Annotated in this window: 21 protein-coding genes; 2 read left to right on the top strand and 19 right to left on the bottom strand. The window is 35.3% G+C overall.

The genetic code is table 11. The features are described from left to right. Positions 1 to 43: 43 nt before the first annotated feature. Entirely contained in the window at positions 44 to 1495 is a 1452-nt protein-coding gene (locus ACAM30_RS18095; protein WP_369618665.1) for an FAD-dependent oxidoreductase, read from the bottom strand. Positions 1496 to 1741: 246 nt separating this feature from the next. Here ACAM30_RS18095 and ACAM30_RS18100 point away from each other — a divergent pair, with 246 nt between their 5' ends. Next, a complete protein-coding gene (locus ACAM30_RS18100; RefSeq protein WP_369615967.1) occupies positions 1742 to 3118 on the top strand; it encodes a hypothetical protein in 1377 nt (458 codons plus the stop codon). Between the two features lie 76 nt (positions 3119 to 3194). On the opposite strand, the gene ACAM30_RS18105 is transcribed toward ACAM30_RS18100, so the two are convergent. The 4 genes from ACAM30_RS18105 to ACAM30_RS18120 all read right to left on the bottom strand — a co-directional run bounded on the left by ACAM30_RS18105 (position 3195) and on the right by ACAM30_RS18120 (position 6828). Further along, on the bottom strand, positions 3195 to 4760 hold the full coding sequence (locus ACAM30_RS18105; protein ID WP_369615968.1) for a serine hydrolase: 1566 nt from the start codon (positions 4758 to 4760) through the stop codon (positions 3195 to 3197). A gap of 177 nt (positions 4761 to 4937) precedes the next feature. Next, a complete protein-coding gene (locus tag ACAM30_RS18110; protein ID WP_369615969.1) occupies positions 4938 to 5738 on the bottom strand; it encodes an MBL fold metallo-hydrolase in 801 nt (266 codons plus the stop codon). A gap of 71 nt (positions 5739 to 5809) precedes the next feature. Continuing rightward, a complete protein-coding gene (locus tag ACAM30_RS18115; RefSeq protein ID WP_369615970.1) occupies positions 5810 to 6373 on the bottom strand; it encodes a Crp/Fnr family transcriptional regulator in 564 nt (187 codons plus the stop codon). Between the two features lie 59 nt (positions 6374 to 6432). Then, positions 6433 to 6828, bottom strand: coding sequence for a VOC family protein (locus ACAM30_RS18120; RefSeq protein ID WP_369615971.1), 396 nt, complete (start codon positions 6826 to 6828; stop codon positions 6433 to 6435). A 124-nt stretch (positions 6829 to 6952) separates the two neighbouring features. Between ACAM30_RS18120 and ACAM30_RS18125 the strand changes: the two genes are divergently transcribed. Then, the gene (locus ACAM30_RS18125; RefSeq protein ID WP_369615972.1) at positions 6953 to 7303 is read left to right on the top strand and encodes a DUF2200 domain-containing protein; all 351 of its coding nucleotides are present in this window, start codon (positions 6953 to 6955) and stop codon (positions 7301 to 7303) included. Positions 7304 to 7592: 289 nt separating this feature from the next. On the opposite strand, the gene ACAM30_RS18130 is transcribed toward ACAM30_RS18125, so the two are convergent. The 14 genes from ACAM30_RS18130 to ACAM30_RS18195 all read right to left on the bottom strand — a co-directional run bounded on the left by ACAM30_RS18130 (position 7593) and on the right by ACAM30_RS18195 (position 16353). Continuing rightward, a complete protein-coding gene (locus ACAM30_RS18130) occupies positions 7593 to 8150 on the bottom strand; it encodes a DUF4256 domain-containing protein (protein WP_369615973.1) in 558 nt (185 codons plus the stop codon). Between the two features lie 69 nt (positions 8151 to 8219). Beyond that, positions 8220 to 8600, bottom strand: a complete 381-nt coding sequence (locus ACAM30_RS18135; protein WP_369615974.1) for a DoxX family protein — start codon at positions 8598 to 8600, stop codon at positions 8220 to 8222. 31 nt (positions 8601 to 8631) lie between these two features. Continuing rightward, the gene (locus ACAM30_RS18140; protein ID WP_369615975.1) at positions 8632 to 9102 is read right to left on the bottom strand and encodes an SRPBCC domain-containing protein; all 471 of its coding nucleotides are present in this window, start codon (positions 9100 to 9102) and stop codon (positions 8632 to 8634) included. Between the two features lie 7 nt (positions 9103 to 9109). Next, a complete protein-coding gene (locus tag ACAM30_RS18145) occupies positions 9110 to 9433 on the bottom strand; it encodes a helix-turn-helix transcriptional regulator (RefSeq protein WP_017498276.1) in 324 nt (107 codons plus the stop codon). A 147-nt stretch (positions 9434 to 9580) separates the two neighbouring features. After that, positions 9581 to 9952 (bottom strand): hypothetical protein, encoded by a 372-nt coding sequence (locus ACAM30_RS18150; protein WP_369615976.1) that lies wholly within the window; start codon positions 9950 to 9952, stop codon positions 9581 to 9583. 371 nt (positions 9953 to 10323) lie between these two features. Continuing rightward, positions 10324 to 10536, bottom strand: coding sequence for a hypothetical protein (locus ACAM30_RS18155; RefSeq protein WP_369615977.1), 213 nt, complete (start codon positions 10534 to 10536; stop codon positions 10324 to 10326). Positions 10537 to 10681: 145 nt separating this feature from the next. After that, the gene (locus tag ACAM30_RS18160) at positions 10682 to 11614 is read right to left on the bottom strand and encodes a transglutaminase (protein ID WP_369615978.1); all 933 of its coding nucleotides are present in this window, start codon (positions 11612 to 11614) and stop codon (positions 10682 to 10684) included. Positions 11615 to 11632: 18 nt separating this feature from the next. Next, positions 11633 to 12484, bottom strand: a complete 852-nt coding sequence (locus ACAM30_RS18165) for a substrate-binding domain-containing protein (protein WP_369615979.1) — start codon at positions 12482 to 12484, stop codon at positions 11633 to 11635. A gap of 18 nt (positions 12485 to 12502) precedes the next feature. Further along, entirely contained in the window at positions 12503 to 12976 is a 474-nt protein-coding gene (locus ACAM30_RS18170) for a DUF4265 domain-containing protein (RefSeq protein WP_369615980.1), read from the bottom strand. Positions 12977 to 12993: 17 nt separating this feature from the next. Further along, the gene (locus tag ACAM30_RS18175) at positions 12994 to 13386 is read right to left on the bottom strand and encodes a VOC family protein (RefSeq protein ID WP_369615981.1); all 393 of its coding nucleotides are present in this window, start codon (positions 13384 to 13386) and stop codon (positions 12994 to 12996) included. A 4-nt stretch (positions 13387 to 13390) separates the two neighbouring features. Then, positions 13391 to 13831: a DinB family protein gene (locus tag ACAM30_RS18180; protein ID WP_369615982.1), complete on the bottom strand. Its 441-nt coding sequence runs from the start codon at positions 13829 to 13831 to the stop codon at positions 13391 to 13393. Between the two features lie 36 nt (positions 13832 to 13867). Continuing rightward, positions 13868 to 14737, bottom strand: a complete 870-nt coding sequence (locus tag ACAM30_RS18185) for a nucleoside phosphorylase (protein ID WP_369615983.1) — start codon at positions 14735 to 14737, stop codon at positions 13868 to 13870. Positions 14738 to 14953: 216 nt separating this feature from the next. Next, positions 14954 to 15286 carry a translation initiation factor gene (locus ACAM30_RS18190; RefSeq protein ID WP_369615984.1) on the bottom strand — a complete coding sequence of 111 codons (333 nt, stop codon included), beginning with the start codon at positions 15284 to 15286 and terminating at the stop codon, positions 14954 to 14956. 116 nt (positions 15287 to 15402) lie between these two features. Next, positions 15403 to 16353, bottom strand: a complete 951-nt coding sequence (locus tag ACAM30_RS18195; RefSeq protein WP_369615985.1) for an isopenicillin N synthase family dioxygenase — start codon at positions 16351 to 16353, stop codon at positions 15403 to 15405. Positions 16354 to 16417 lie beyond the last annotated feature (64 nt).

Raw genomic sequence — 16417 nt, forward strand, 5'->3', positions numbered from 1 at the left:
AATCTGCGAGAAAAAAAGATACAAAAACCAATAGCCAATAGGCTTATTTATTCTTTAAGCATCTTCCTCGGGGTTCATCACCTTTGTAAAGAACAATCTCAGAATGCAGGAATTCCGCGGCTTCGGCAGAACCTTTTACTTTGGTGGCACTTCGTGTAAGCATCTCAGATTCAAATTCAGTCAATACACTTACTCTTATTCCTGCATCTCTCCAGTTGGATAGCGGTCTGCATCCTCTTACGATTCCGTGAGCCAATGAAAGCGCATCTAACAATGCCTGATTAGCGCCCTGTCCTTTGAAAGGGCTCATCGGATGTGCGGCATCTCCAATCAAAGTGGCCAGTTTGTTCTTTGCCAATAATTCAGGACGAAGTAATTCGCGGTCGTATACCGGATAACCTGAAATTTGAGCTTCTAAAGTAGCCGATAAAATTTGCGGAATAGGGGCGTGCCATTGTGTTCTTCGGCAAGCTTCTTCCTTTAACGCTTTCGGTCCTTGTAGACTCAGTATTTTAGCATCGTCTTCGGACATTGGAAAACTCAGCTGCCACATTATAGAATCCTCTGTATAGGGCATCATATAAATTCGTTCATTGCCGTTAGCCGTTTGAAATACAGTTGCTGAGTCCAATAACGAAGTATCAGTGGTTTCAAAAGCGTTTAAAGGACAAATACCCAGTATCACAATACACCCCAGATAGCGTAGAGGAGTAACTTCATCACCTATTAACAGTTTTCGTACCGTACTGCGAATGCCATCTGCTCCAACCACAAGATCAGCTTTAGCGTTTTTGATTTCGCCATTTACTTCAAAGTTTAAGGAAATACTTTGATCTTCTGATTCCGTAAAATCGATGAGTTGATGTCCCCATTGTACTACATTATTTTTGCCAAGTTGTTTTAGCAATGCTGATCGCAGATATTGTCGTGCAATGTGTATGTTCGTTCGCTTGGGAGCTGTTTTGGTATCCGATGGAATCCATTTTCGAATTCCCCATTCCCCGATTACTTTTCCTTCCGGAGTATGAACTAAATGTCTGGTTGAAATTACCTTTTCTTCCAAAGAGAAAATACCAAATCCTTCAATGGCTTTACTGGCTTGCTGTAAGGTGAGACCATAGCCTTGCGATCGGGCATCAAAGTTAGTATCGCGTTCGTAAAGAGTAAAAGGAATTCCACGGTGCAGACAGGCAACAGCTAATGCTACTCCTCCGATACCGGCTCCAATAATAGCGATATGAGGATAGTTTTCTTTGTCAATAGTAGTAGGATGTTCCGAAGGAATCAATCCCGATCCGTCACAGTTCGTGCAAACATTCAGATGCGCTTTAGGACGAGTAGGAGGAACTCCGGAGTTCTTTGATTTCTCAAAGTTTTCCAGTGCTGTCTGATACTGAAGTCGTATTTTCTTGCTGAGTCTTTGGCTTTTTTTACCGCGTCCCTGACATTCGCGACAAATAGTCCAGTTTCCTTCTGCATTTTCGATCGTATGTATTCCCACTTTTTTACCTAATTTAGACACTTCAGCATTTGAAAATTTTGCTGTCTTGTAACAGACTGCAAATTTAAGACAAAAGATAACCAGTACAAAATAGTAAGCTTTAGATACTAAAAAGAGATTGTGAGAGTTATTGAAGATAATAGAGCAGTTAAATTTTTACAGGGTATAGTGAGTGTGTATCATCTGTTTATTTTTGAGTTACTTTTAGTTCTTATCGAATAAATTCTAATCACTGAAATAATGAAAATTACTTTAAAAATTAAGCTTTTGATCTTTATGCTTTGTGCTTTGACAAATTGGTCTTTTGCTCAAAAAGCAGTATTTAATATTAAATATTCTGAACAATTAGCTGTTTTCGTTTTCCTTCAGAATTTATCCGAAAACTATCCCGATAACGTTTTTAAAACCGAGTTTCAAAAATCAAAATACAATACTGCGGAATTCCAGAAACTGGCAGCAGAATTTGATCATTTGTCATTGGATTACAGCTATCCATTTGAAGAATTCCCGGAAGGTTCTAAAAAACCAATGCAGTCCTTTGATCTTTTGAGAAAAAACTTAATTGAAACAGAAAATTTAAGGGATTTTAAAACACGTACTATTGGAATTTTAACCAACAAAACGTTGAATGATCTTACGAGAATTATTACTGCTTTTACTCCAATTTACAATGAATTGATATATAATCCCAATAAAGAGAAATTTGAAAAACAGCTCGTTGAAATTACCAAATACTCAAAGGAAAACAACTTGGAACGTTATTTTGAAATGGGTTTAGTCTTTTACAATTCGAGTTGGGATACTTCAATTCCTTTTGAAATCGCATTTTATCCTTTGCCTAATTCTAAAGGTTTTACCGCGAATTCTTTTGATAATAATTTCATCAGCGCGATTCAAACAGATTTAGACGATTATAAAGATCTTTTTAGTGTAATGCTGCACGAAACTTATCATATTATCTATAACGAACAATCATTGGAAGTCAAAAAAATGATCGACAACAGCTTCAAAGAGAACAAGTCAAAGTACAGCAATTATGCCTATCATCTGCTTAACGAAGCGCTGGCAACTTCCTTGGCCAATGGTTATGTATACGAACAGCTGAATGGAAAAGCAGATACTGGTGACTGGTACAATAAAAAATACATCAATCTCATGGCCAAAGAAACTTATCCTATGCTTAACGAGTATATTTCTCAAAAGAAAGCCATTGACAAAAGTTTTATAGATCGTTATATTGAAATCTATGAAGCTAAATTCCCAAACTGGATAGACGAAATGAATAATCTTATGGCTTACCGATATGTTATTTCTGAAAATGAAAAAGATTTCGATGTCATCAAACAAAAATACCGCTACCGTTCCAGATCAGAGGATGAAACAGAATTGAGCATCAGTGCACTTGAAAAGATGAAAAAATCAAATCTGACTAAGATGATTATTGTTTCTAAAAATAACGCTGAAAATCTAAAACTTATTAAAAACAGTTTTAAAGAATTAAAAAACTGGAAATTCAATGCGACCAAAGAATTTGACTACAAGATATTGTTAGACGATAAAAGTCAGCTTTTCATTATTAACCAGAAGGAATCAAAACTTAAAGCATTACTTGATTAAATAGAGAAACACAAAGTCCGCAAAGTATAAAGAAAACTTTGCGGACTTTTTTTTAATTTTAGTATAAAAAACAGGTTTACTTATTCACTCTTTTTAGATCCAGATCCTGAAAGTCAAAACTGAAATCAATATTAGGAGAGATGCCTTTCATTTTAATTGATTGTGCTTTACCGGTTTCATCCAGTGAAAACATCGCAAAGGCATCACAATTCATTGCCTGATATTCCCATTTTATGGCAAATGTATTAGCATTATAAAATGCCATAGGGCCATTTAATTTTGGTGAACGATAGGATCTGAACCATAACTGTTTGTTTTTTTCAAATACTTCAATTTCTCCAAACCAATTGTCAGTATAAACGCCAGTAAAGTCTTCGTTTTTTACTTTCACATTTTTTGCCAGTTTTACTTTTTCCCAAACATTCTTGGTAACGTCATCTCCTTTATTTCTGCCATGTTTCATCCATTCCACAATTTTATTGGTCCAACCAAAATCGTCCAGGCCTAAATAACTGTCAGAGATAGTATTGGTAACGGCAGTAAAGAGTCCGCCACCGCCATTCTCGGTGTTAGTTAAAATCACGATGCCTAAGTTTAGATCCGGGTACATCGTAACAATGGATAACATTCCTGGTAAACCTCCTGTATGAGAAACTTTTAGATTTCCTTTCACATCAGTTAATCCCCAACCCAGACCGTAACCGCTAAAATGTGAATTATATCTCGGATCACGATCTACTTCTTCAACGGTATGGATGCGCCACATTTCGTTATGATTTTTAACAGAAAATAGTGTTGATTTCAAGTCACTTCCATACTGTCCTTTATTTAGGCATAAAGTCATCCATTTTGCCATATCAGCTACGTTTGAAATGATTCCTCCCGCAGCACCGTTTATCTGTATTCCGAATCCATCAATTCGTTTTATAGTTCCGGATTCTGATGAATGTGACACCGCCAGATTGCTTTTATCCTTTATCCTGTCGCTTTGCGCAAAAGAATTGCTCATTTGCAAAGGATCAATAATTCGGGTTTGTATAAAATCTTCGTAAGCCATACCACTTACTTTAGAAATTAATTCTCCCGCTACGATATACAATAAATTGTCATAATCAAACTTAGTTCGAAAAGCAGATACGGGTTTAAAATATTGAAAACTAGTCAGAACATCATTTATTGTAAAATTGGAGCCATCGGGGAAAAACATCAAATCACCTACACCTAATCCAAGTCCGCTGCGATGTGTTAGCAAATCCTGGATGTTAAAATTTTCCGTAACATAATCGTTATACATTTTAAAATTTGGAAGATGGTCTTTTACTTTATCTGTCCATTTCAATTTGCCTTCGTCTTCCAGAATAGAGAGTGCTGCAGTTGTGAAAGCTTTGCTGTTAGAAGCTATTTGAAAATTTGTGCTTTCATTTACGGCTTTTTTTGTTTCGATAGAGGCAACACCATATCCTTTTTGGTGAATTACTTTCCCATCTTTAACAACAGCAATTGAGGCCCCGGCCACTTTAAATTTCTCCAAAGCGTCCTGCATTAAAAGATCTATTTTTTCAGATGTAATTTGCGAATAAAGAGGAGTAGAAGCGTAACAAATAAAGAGCATTAATGTAAACAGACAAGTTACTTTTTTCATGATTTTTTTTTAAGGTTATGGCGTTTTCTGATTGTTAGTTGGTGTTGTTAAAAATTAACATCCACATCAGCGAATATAGGAATTATCTTTAGAATTAAAGCTTTGTTTAGTATGTTAAAGGATGAATAACGAGTGTTTTTTTACAAGTTCTTTAACGGTTTAGAAAAATACATCTATCTAAAATTTCAACGCAGTTTCAATTCCGCTTTCCAGCCATAAGAATTTTTCCTTTAATTCCGATTTCTCAATGTCACTTTTCAGTGATTTAACCGATTGTTTAAAATGCCACCAGCCTTCATAATGAATCGGTATTACAGTAGAAGGATTTAAAAGTCGTGTTGTTTCAAGAGCCTCTTCGCCATTCATAGTAACCCTTAAATTTCTTTTCAAATAAGGAAAAGCTCCTGCTCCAAGATGCAAAATCGCAGTCTCAACCTTCTTTCTTTTCTCCAGTTCCAATAAACCTTCAAAAAGTACGGTATCTCCCGAAATATAGAGACAGCCGCCAGTTTGATCCTCCCATTCAATGGTAAAACCAATAACTTTTCCCATAACCTTATCCAGTCTTTTGATGTTGGTGTGCTGAGCAGGTATAGCAGTTATTTTCAGACCTTTCACTTTTGAAGTTTGAACAGCATATTCCTCCCAGTTGTCAAGACCAATGGTGTTATTGTTTTTTAAGCGCTTCACAGCATCTTTTGTCGAGAGAACAACAGGCACTGTTTTGATAAAGATCCTGCCGTTTTTGTCTAAATTATCACTGTGATGATCGTGACTTAATAAAACCAAATCTACCTTTCCAATTTCGGCTATTGATAAAGCAGGATCTATGTATTTCTTTGAAAAGGCCATCGGACGGCTTACATATTGTGGAAAAAAGCCGTCTTTTTTATCCAGTGTCGGATCTGTAATAATTTTAAATCCATTGATATTAATTAAAACACAGGCTGTGTCAATATGGGTAATGGTAACTTTCATTTTGTTGTGATTTTTAAGTTAAAAAGCAGAACAAAATTGAGTTTAATAACCGTTTTACCAATTGACTTTCGTCAAGAAATGCGTTTTCGGATTCTGCTGAGCGTTTCCGGAACAACACCAATATAGGACGCAAGGTATTTCAGCGGTATCTGCTGAATGTATTTAGGCTGTTCTTCAAGAAGACTTTGATAGCGCTCCTGAGGAGTTTTGGTTAAAAGATTCAGTTCCCTTTTTACTTTTTTGTCCAGTAAATATTCAGTAGCGATGCGACCCAGTTTTTTTGCCGTTTCACATTTGTCATAAAGTTTCTGGAGCTGATCGTAAGAGATAGAGTATAATTGGCAATCTGTAAGCGCCTGAATGTAAACCTGCGTCTGAGTTCTGTTGTAAAAAGAATCGTAGGCACAGTAAAAGGAGTTTTTGAAGGCAAAATCAAAGGTGATTTCCTTGTCATTGGTAAGTACAAAATAGCGGACAATTCCCTTATCTATAAAAGACAAATAATTCTCCAGCTGACCATTAGTTAAAATTAACTCGTTTGCAGAAAACTGACGTGTTTTGATACAGCTTAAAAACTCGGCTATGTCCTTTTCTGAAAAGCCAAGTTTAGCAAAATACAATACTAATGAATTCATTTAAATTGATTCAGACGGGTGTTTGTAGTAAGATTTAAATTTAAAGTTTAGTTTTTAAGTTATGCGGGTTCCCAAAGTTCAATTTTGTTACCGTCAGTATCCATAATATGCACAAACTTTCCATAATCGTAAGTAGCAATATCATCCAGTACCGTTACACCGTTTTCTTTTAACTGTTGGACAAGAGCTTCGATATGTTGAACGCGATAATTGATCATAAACTCTTTTTTGGAAGGAGAGAAATACGCGTCATCCTTTTTAAACGGGCTCCATTGAAGAGATTCAACAATCTCAGGATCATCTATTTTTCTGGATTCAAAAGTAGATCCCCAATCGTTAACTTCTATTCCTAAGTTTTTGGCGTACCACTCTCTGGTTTCCTTTGGGTTTTCTGAAAAAAAGAAAATACCTCCAACTCCCGTTACTTTTGGTGTTTTATTGTTTTGATTTTCCATAGAAAAAAGATTAAGTTACTCGATTTTTTTCGAGACTCTAAGGTATTAAATATTGCTTGTATTTTTATTCTATGCGCTTTTATTTATATTTACATAAACGCATTTCTAGCAAAATCATATTACAATGAAAACGGAAAGAATTTACAAAATACTATTTTCCAGCGTATATCCTTTATATATTCAAAAAGTCGAAAAAAAAGGAAGGACGAAAGAAGAACTGGATACTGTAATTAAATGGCTTACGGGATATAGTGATGAGCAAATTAAAGAACAAATTGAGAAAAAAGTCGACTTTCAGACTTTCTTTGCTGAAGCTCCGGAAATCAACCCTAATGCATCCAAAATTAGCGGAGTTATCTGTGGATATCGGGTAGAGGAGATTGAAGATCCATTAATTCAAAAAATGCGTTATCTGGACAAATTAATTGATGAAATTGCCAAAGGAAGAAAAATGGAAAAGATTCTTAGGGAATAAAAACAAGGCTGTCCGAAAAGTATGGACAGCCTTGTTTTTATAATAATTTAGATTGAATTATAATCCAAAAGCATAATTAATTGGCAAAAAAATATACGTCTTAATTCAACGCTCATAAGAACTGATTCAAAGGTCTAAAAATTTAAAAATCTTTTAAATGAGGAAAAAATCTGTTTTTATCCGCGTTTTTACGAAGTAAATCTGTTTTATCCGCGTCGAACTAAAGTAAAGATTTAAATTAGTAACATAATAAGAGGAAGTTCATACTTTTTTGGATCTCCCTTACCTTTTAAACTCTCAAAGAACCTCTAAAGCCTCTGGCAGCATAATAAGATTCGGCGCCATTATGATAGACGAATACGGTATTGTATCGAAAATCAGAGAACAGCGCACCACCCAGTTTGCGAATTTCGGAAGGTGTTGCAATCCAGCTTGAGGTTTTGGTATCAAACTTACCCAGTTTCTGAAGTTCTTTGTACTGTACTTCATCTAAAAGTTCAATTCCCATCTCTTCGGCCATATTTACAGCACTTCCGGCAGGTTTGTGTTCTTTTCTTTTCTCCAGTGCCTCATGATCAAAACACAGACTTCTGCGGCCTTTCGGACTTTCGGCAGCACAATCGAAGAAAATAAATTCTCCCGTTTTTTCGTCAAATCCAACAACATCCGGTTCGCCTTCGGTTCTTTCCATCTCGTCGAGTGACCAGAGTTTCGCAGGATTCGTCTCTAATTTTTGCTGAACATTGTCCCATACGAGACCTGGGTGTCTCTTCGTATTATTTTCAAAACGAATTTGTAATACTTTCAATAATTCTTCGCTTTGTTCTGTTGATAGTTTGTTTTTCATTTGGGTTTAATTTTTTTAGAAGCTAAATGTTTTGATTGTAATAGTTTCACTGTTATGGGTAGAATTAGACTAATTCGCTAAAATCACTTTTCTTTCTAAAGGCCTGAAGTACCAGGATACAATAGTCAAAACAATTAGTAATACCGGACCGAATAGTTCTTTTGGATGATCTCCGACAACTAAATGTGAAAAAATTGCCCCCGTCATCGTAAAGAAAAAGCCGGCATAAGCCCATTCTTTTAGTAATGGAAATTTAGGAATTAAGATGGCCACAGTACCTAATAATTTCCAAATGCCAATCAGTGTCAGAAAGTATATTGGAAATCCTAAATGCTGTATCATGCCTTCCTGTTCTTTTATTTTTAGCATTTGTACAATTCCGGTTGCAGTCATTCCCAGTGCCAGCCATAATGTAGCAACCCAATAGATAATTTTGTCTCTTTTTTTCATGGTTTTATAGTTTAGTTTAAGTTAGCTTATGTTAGTTTAGTCTTTTAGCAACAAATTCTTGTAATCTGTTGTGTGCCATATTGATTCCCTGAGCAAAAGGTAGTTTTAACATCTGATCTCTAAGTGCAGCAGAGCGGTAAATAATATGCATTTTTAACTGACTGGTTTCTTCTGTTATCGCCTCAAATTCAAGAAATTCAAGCTGAACTGGAAAAGGAGAGTTCTCCATTTCAAATGTTCGCGTAATTTTCTGCTCCGGAAAAAACTCATGAACAACTCCGTTAGCTTTAAAAACAACATTTCCCTTAGGATCTGAAGTTTCAAATTGCCAGCTGCCATACTTCTTGTTTTCGAGTTGTATTACTTTGGTTCCCATCCATTGCTCAACTATTTCGGCCTCGGTATAAGCCATGAACAATAATTTTAGAGGAAGATCAAATTCTCTTGTAATTAGCAAATCCTGCTGACCTTCTTCGGCAGTAATTTTCGTTTTTCGTTCCATAATTAAGTTATTCTTTCGGTTTATAGTTTTTCATGATACTTTCCAGTTTATTAAAACGATCGTCCCACATTTGACGAAACGGTTCAATAAAATCAGCAACTTCTTTCATTTTTCGGGCGTTAGTCACGTAATAAATTTCTCTTCCATTTTGTGTTTGCTCCAGGAGTTCACATTCGGTTAATATTTGAATGTGTTTTGAAATGGTTTGTCTGGAAGAATTAAAATTTTCAGCAATAACCCCCGGAGTCATTGACTGAATAGCTACTAAGCTTAAGATTGCCCTGCGGGTAGGGTCGGCAATTGCCTGAAATACATCTCTACGAATTTCCATTATGCAGTTATTTGACAGCAAATATAATGCAGTTATTTGACTGCGCAAAATTTTGAACAACTTTTTTTAAAAATATTCTATTGCAATTACAAGATTATCAGTGTTTTTAAGACTTCCGAGCGATGAAATCGTACAGCAGATCAGAAGTTAACGGTTTGCAATTTTAAATTCCATACGGGCAAGAAAGAGTATAATTGCAATTTCCACAAGGAAATAGAATACCGCTAAATAGGTGAGGTGAGTATAAAGATAGAGTAACAGCCCTGCTGTGATGCCACAATATAACAGGTTTGCAAAAGCAATAATTTTTAGACAGCCGCGCCAGTTCTCATTCGCAAACCAGTAACTCGCAAATGAAGATGCCATAAGCAGGCAGGCTAATACAGCAAGAAGATAGAGTGTTTTTTGGGGAACGCCGAAGTACATTTCCAGTTCAACCAATACTACGCCTAACAAAAGGGTAGAGAATAAGGCTCCTAAACCGTCGATCAGGAATATTTTTTTCGAATTTAAAGTCATAGGTTCTATTGGGGTTTATTAGTTTTGGGTCATTAAAGTTAGACTTAAAATCTTAAACTACAATAGTTTGATTCAAAAAAGTATTATGTTTATGAAAGAATTCACTTTCAGAAGTATCTTTATTGGTTAAAGAGTTTTTGGAGTTGAGCTCCAAATAAAAAACCACTCTTTCCGGTTTATAAAAGAGTGGTTTTATTGCTTTAAGCTGTAAAACATTATATTTTTTTGAGGGTAATTTTCATTTCTTTACTGTCCAGCGTCAGCTGATCTTCTGTTATGATACTTTCACAAGGGTATGGAGTGCCGGTTTCATCCTTTATTACTAAATTTTTACCACCTTTTGTTAAAGCATAAGTACCATCATTAATTTCCTAAGTAAGAAATCCGGTAACATGTCCGTCTTCTGTAAATGTAAGTGTGCCTTGGGTTAGAATTACATTTTTCATAGAATCTGAAATTGGTAATTTAGGCTCTACAGCAGTAATTTTCCAGGAGTTCACCAATTTATTTCGACCTTTATGACATGAAATCATTAATACAGCCAGTAATGCAATTGCGAAGATAAATAATTTAGATTTTTTCATGATTTTGTGGTTATATGTTAAACTACAGAAAATTACAAAATTTATTCTAATTAAAAATCTAAAAATCAAATATTTATAAAATTACTATCACACGTGGAAAACCCATAAATCTAAAAGGTTTTGTGCCTGGAAAGCTTCGGAAAAACTAGTTTAAGGTTAACTCTCCCAGAATTTCTTCGTACATAAAAGGTCCGCCCGGATATTTGGCCGTATAGTCCAGGTTCATCCATACCTGCCCGCGTTCGTCTATGTGGTAGTGAATTTTTTTGCCGTAACTTTCTTTTACAAAAAGTACATTTTTGATGAGGTAATTTACTTTTTCCAGGTCGATTGTGGAACCGATAAGTATTTCAGGGTAAATATGCCCTTTAGTATGAATCAGTCGGGGAGTTCCGCCAATTGATCGAACTGCTGCGGCCATCAGAATCGAATGATCGTCGCAATCGCCTGAAAAGTATTCTAAAGATTCGCTCGCAGTTGCAATATAATCTCCTTCTTTGGGATCATTAACATAATTCCAACGGCTGTTGATTTCCTTAAAGACGGCAAAACACTGAATAATGGTTCTGTAATCCGAATAGCCTTTTATTCCTTTAAAATGTTTAGAGGTGGCCATAATAGCAAAATTTCGAACCTTTGGATTCTGGTACTCTATTGCATTGATAATTTTGGATTTATTAGGAAACGGAAGCAGTTTTGCCACAATAATATCCTGTGGAAACGGATTGTCAGACATGGTGTAAATCATCGAATTGTAATCTTCGGAGATTTCACTGAAGCCGTAATTTCCAATCACCGATCCGTAGAACAATACTAATAAATATACCGCGATACAGAGTATGATAATGGTTCTGAGCAACATCAGAAGAAAGAAAATTGCAGTAAAAACCAGTACAAAAATCAAAACACGATCTAAATTGAATGCCCATTGTAAATCGATCAGGTTTTGGTGTAATATGATAAAAATTGGAACCGTAATTAAAAGACTCAACAGCATAATAATAATCCTGTCCCAGGGTGATTTCACCTGTAATTTGGATTTTAATTGTGGAAAGTCAATTTTAGGAAATTTTATCATAAGATTCAAAAGCAGTTTTTACAGCGCTTTTACGGTTTCAACAAAAGTACTTTTTTTCTCAATAATTCCCAGATCAAATAACTGATTTTGAATTTTGATAAAAGCTTTCTCTGTCAGTGGCTTCTGAGACCATTGGGTTAATTTTAACCACTCCCGAATGTCTTCTTGTTTTTGATTGAAAAGCCCTGCCAGAGTTTTGTCAATATTCGGAATCTGAGCAAAATCCTGAGTTGTTCTATTGATGATCTCCAGTATCTGCTCGACAATTTCTGGGTTCTTTTTCAAAAACTCGTCTCTGACGGCAATTACAAACGATGGCCATGGAGTAGGGCAGTCACCGACTCTTCTGAAAATACCTTTATCAACCAGTGGCTTGGTCATAAAACGCTCCCACATAAAATAATCGGCAGTTCCGTTAGTCAAAGCTTCAACAGCACCATCAATCGTATTTATAATTTCAAACTGTAAATTATCGGTTTTCCATCCTTGCTCATGTGCATTCACGTAAGCCATTAACTGAGATCCTGAACCTAATCTTGAAATGGCTGCTTTTTTATCTTTAAGATCTTTCACGGTTTCAAAATCTGATTTTGCAGCAACATGAATTCCCCAAATTAAAGGAGACTGTACGTAAATCTGAACAATCTTACTTGGATTTCCCGCTGCAATATCTTTTAGAATACCCTCGGTCAGAATAACGGCAATGTCCGCTTCATCATTGCGAAGCATCTGGCACATTTTACCGGTTCCTTCCGGAATGTCTTTCCATTGCAAATCAATATTTTCGGCTTCAAATTCACCATTTTCAATGCACATTTGCCATGGTAAATTGAAGTGCTCAGGAACACCTACAATTTTTACAGTTTTCATTCTAAGTTGAGTTGGGTATTAATTTTTTAATAAATCAGTTCTGTGTTTGTCTGATAAACAAGGCTCGGCAAATTCAATTATAGCATTTGCTTCATATTCTGACAATAAATTCTTTACAATCGAATAATCTGTGTTTTTTAGAATTTCCACTGAAAGAAAAGTATTGTTTAATCCTTCTGACAAACAATTAATTGCTTTTAATTTTTCGCGTATGATTTCTTTATCAAATTCTTTTTCAAGAATAAGAACCTGTACAATCGAGTTTCCCGAATGTTCTATGGTTTCTTTATGGATGAAACACTTTTCATTTTCATCATATTCTGCCCTGAAAATATCATCTGTAGCAATTAAAGGACCGAAAAAAGGAATATTATCCAGTTTAAAAAGACCTTTCTCCGAGTCCAAAATCTCTGCCCACATGGTTTCTGAGACTATTTCTTCCAGATAAGTGCTGTAATATTTGAACAGGATTTTTTTATGTGTTTCTGCCATTATTTTAATCTGTATTTTTAATTAATCTGATCAATCACTGCTTTCAAAGGTGATATCACAATGCGATAACCGTCAGGATCTAAGAACATTTTTCCATTCTCGTTCCAGAAAGGGTTGGTTGCAGTTAAGATTGAGATGTTATTGCGTTCAATTCTGTCTATCAATTCGTTGTAATCGATAATTGACTTTGGATAAAGTACAATAACGTCGTCCTCATCAAACGTATGATTTGCTTTTACTTTTGATTGTGTAAATTCGAAATGCCAGTCGGATTGTGGCATTCCAACAAATACACCATCGTAATCTTTATGTTTCTCAAAGCTGCCCAAAAGTTCAAAACCAAGGACATTGATATAAAAATTAGCTATTTTTTCAATATTATCGGTATGTCGGGCAACTCTTAAAAACATAATTTCAGGATCTTATTTGATTAATATGATGTTCCAAATGTTCTACATAATCAGTCATGAGAAACTTTAAATCAATTACAGATGCATCGCTTAATATGATCTCATAATCTAAAGCTTTTTCATCCACATTCTTCATGATCCTTACAATTTGACGGTTGATAGAAAGCCAAAGTTGCGTAAGATCATTAATGTCCATGGTTTGATACTGATTTAAATTTACCAGATCCATTTGATTGTAGGGTCTGTGATAATACGGTTTTTCCAGATAATTAATTTCTGTAAAACGAACCAGATTATGAATCCCTGAATCAATCAAATGCCCGATAACTTCTTTTTTTGACCATTTCCCCTGATTTTTAGCTTCCAAAATTTCACTTTTCAGAGAAGGGAAATAGGTCGAATTTTCATTCAGTAATTTTTCAAACTTTAAAATAGCATTTTCCATGAATAATCTAATTTCTGAATGGATTATAGTATTGAATTATTTTCCTGCCAGTTTATCAAGGGTATACGCAATAAGTGCATCAACCGCTTTATATGGATCCTCGCTGAAAGTTCCCGAAGCACGATTGGCGATAATCGCGTTTAAAGAAAGTGCATTATGTCCTAAAAGAGCAGAAAGTCCGTATATCGCTGCAGTTTCCATCTCTAAATTAGTAATTCTTTGTTCATTAAAACTAAAATTATCCATTTTATTGTTCAATTCCTGATCCTGAATATCCAAACGTAAAACACGTCCTTGTGGTCCGTAAAAACCTCCGGCTGTAGCGGTAATTCCTTTGAACATCTTATCTGATTCGATAATTTTCTCCAATTTTTCAGAACAGGCAATTGCATAAGGCTTTCCTTTTCTGGCATCCCAGTTCGTATGCTTGATAAAAGCTTCTTCGATATCAGCATTCGAAACTTCATCAATTAAGTAAGAACGAAGCATGTTGTCAAGTCCCAATCCGTATTTAGACATCACAAAACTGTCTACCGGAATATCGGTTTGTAAAGATCCTGAAGTTCCAATTCGGATGATATTCAATGAAGTCAGGTTTTCTTTTGGCTGACGTGTTTCAAAATCGATGTTTACCAAAGCATCAAGTTCGTTTATCACGATATCAATATTGTCAGGACCAATTCCCGTTGACATTACCGATATTCTTTTTCCTTTATAAATTCCGGTTTGGGTCTTAAATTCTCTTTTTTGTGTGGAATATTCAATAGAATCAAAAAACTGAGTGATTTTTTCTACTCTGTTTTGATCTCCTACGAAAATAATATCGTGTGCAATATGTTCAGGACGAAGGTTTAAATGGTAAACACTCCCGTCCGGATTAAGTATTAATTCTGAATTTTGTATCATTTTTTTTAAGGGTATAAGTTTTTTTAAGGTGCAAAGCAGCAAAGGTTCTAAGGTTCTGAGATCTTTTGAAAATTCTAAAATCAGAAATCTAGAATTTTTTCAGTCAAAGCTTTGCGATCTTTGCGTTTTTATTCAAGGGCTATAATTATAAATTTTTAGCGTACGTTGCGGTTAAATTTTTTAAATCAAAAATCTGCAATCTGCAATCTAAAATGATTACCCTCCAACTCTTTTAGTTTTAAATCCGTTAGCTTTAAGGATTTCCATAATTTTATCCCGATAATCTCCCTGAATGATTATAGAGGCATCTTTAAAAGTTCCGCCAACGCTAAGTTTGGTTTTGATTTCTTTGGCTAATACTTTAAAATCTTCGTCTGATCCCTCGTAGCCTTCGATTATGGTGGTGGCTTTTCCTTTTCGTTTTTCGAATTTGCAAATCATGGGTTCCTTTTGGATGTAAAGAACATGATCTTGTTCCTGAATCTCTTCAGGTTCATTAGATTCGACATGATCCGGAAATAAATTTTTTAATTGATCTTGTAAGTCCATAATTTTTTATGCTAAAAAATAAATGCTAATTAAAGATAGTATGTAAAAATCAAATTCCAAATCCCAATGATGAGTCTGGGATTTGGAATTTTTAAATTTTGGAATCTAATTTAGGCTTATTTCTTGATTAAACCTAAATCTACCAAGCGTTCGTATAAATAATCTCCAGCTGTAATATCTTCGAATTTTTTAGGATTCTCGGCATCAATACAGTTTTCCAAACAATCCAGCTTCATATCGCTTACCGGATGCATAAAAAACGGAATAGAATAACGAGAGGTTCCCCATAATTCTCTTGGCGGGTTAACTACCTGGTGAATAGTTGATTTTAACCTGTTGTTGGTATGTCTTGATAACATGTCTCCAACATTGATAACTAATTCATCGTCTTCAGCAATAGCATCAATCCATTCGCCATCGTGATTCTGAACCTGTAATCCTTTACCCTGAGCACCCATCAATAAGGTAATCAAATTGATATCACCATGAGCAGCTGCGCGAATTGCATTTTCAGGCTCAGTAGTAATAGGCGGGTAGTGAATTGGTCTTAAAATAGAGTTTCCGTCTTTCGCATACTGATCGAAGTAAAACTCATCCAGGCCTAAATGTAAAGCCAGGGCTCTTAATACGTAAACACCTGTTTTTTCAAGCATTTGATACGCTTCTTTACCTACAACATTAAAACGAGGTAATTCCGTTACATTTACGTTCTCCGGATACTCTGCTGCATACTTAGAAGATGCATCCACGTACTGGCCAAAATGCCAGAATTCTTTTAAATCTCCCTCTTTGCGTCCTTTAGCATGTTCTTTTCCAAAAGATACATAACCTCTTTGTCCGCCAATACCGGGAATTTCATAATTATGCTTAGTTTCTATTGGCAAAGCGAAAAATTTTCTAATTTCGCTATAAAGCTCGTCTACCAATTGATCATCTAAAAAGTGACCTTTTAGGGCTACGAAGCCAATGTTTTCAAATGCACTGCCGATTTCATTTACAAATTTTTGTTTACGTTTCGGGTCGTCCGAAAGGAAATCACGTAAGTCTACACTAGGAATGTTTTGCATACTTTACATTTTTATTTAAAGATAAAAGGCGTTGTAAAACCTTTCAGTAACAAAGGTAGAGAAT

This window comes from Flavobacterium sp. CFS9 (genome assembly GCF_041154745.1).
GTDB lineage: Bacteria > Bacteroidota > Bacteroidia > Flavobacteriales > Flavobacteriaceae > Flavobacterium.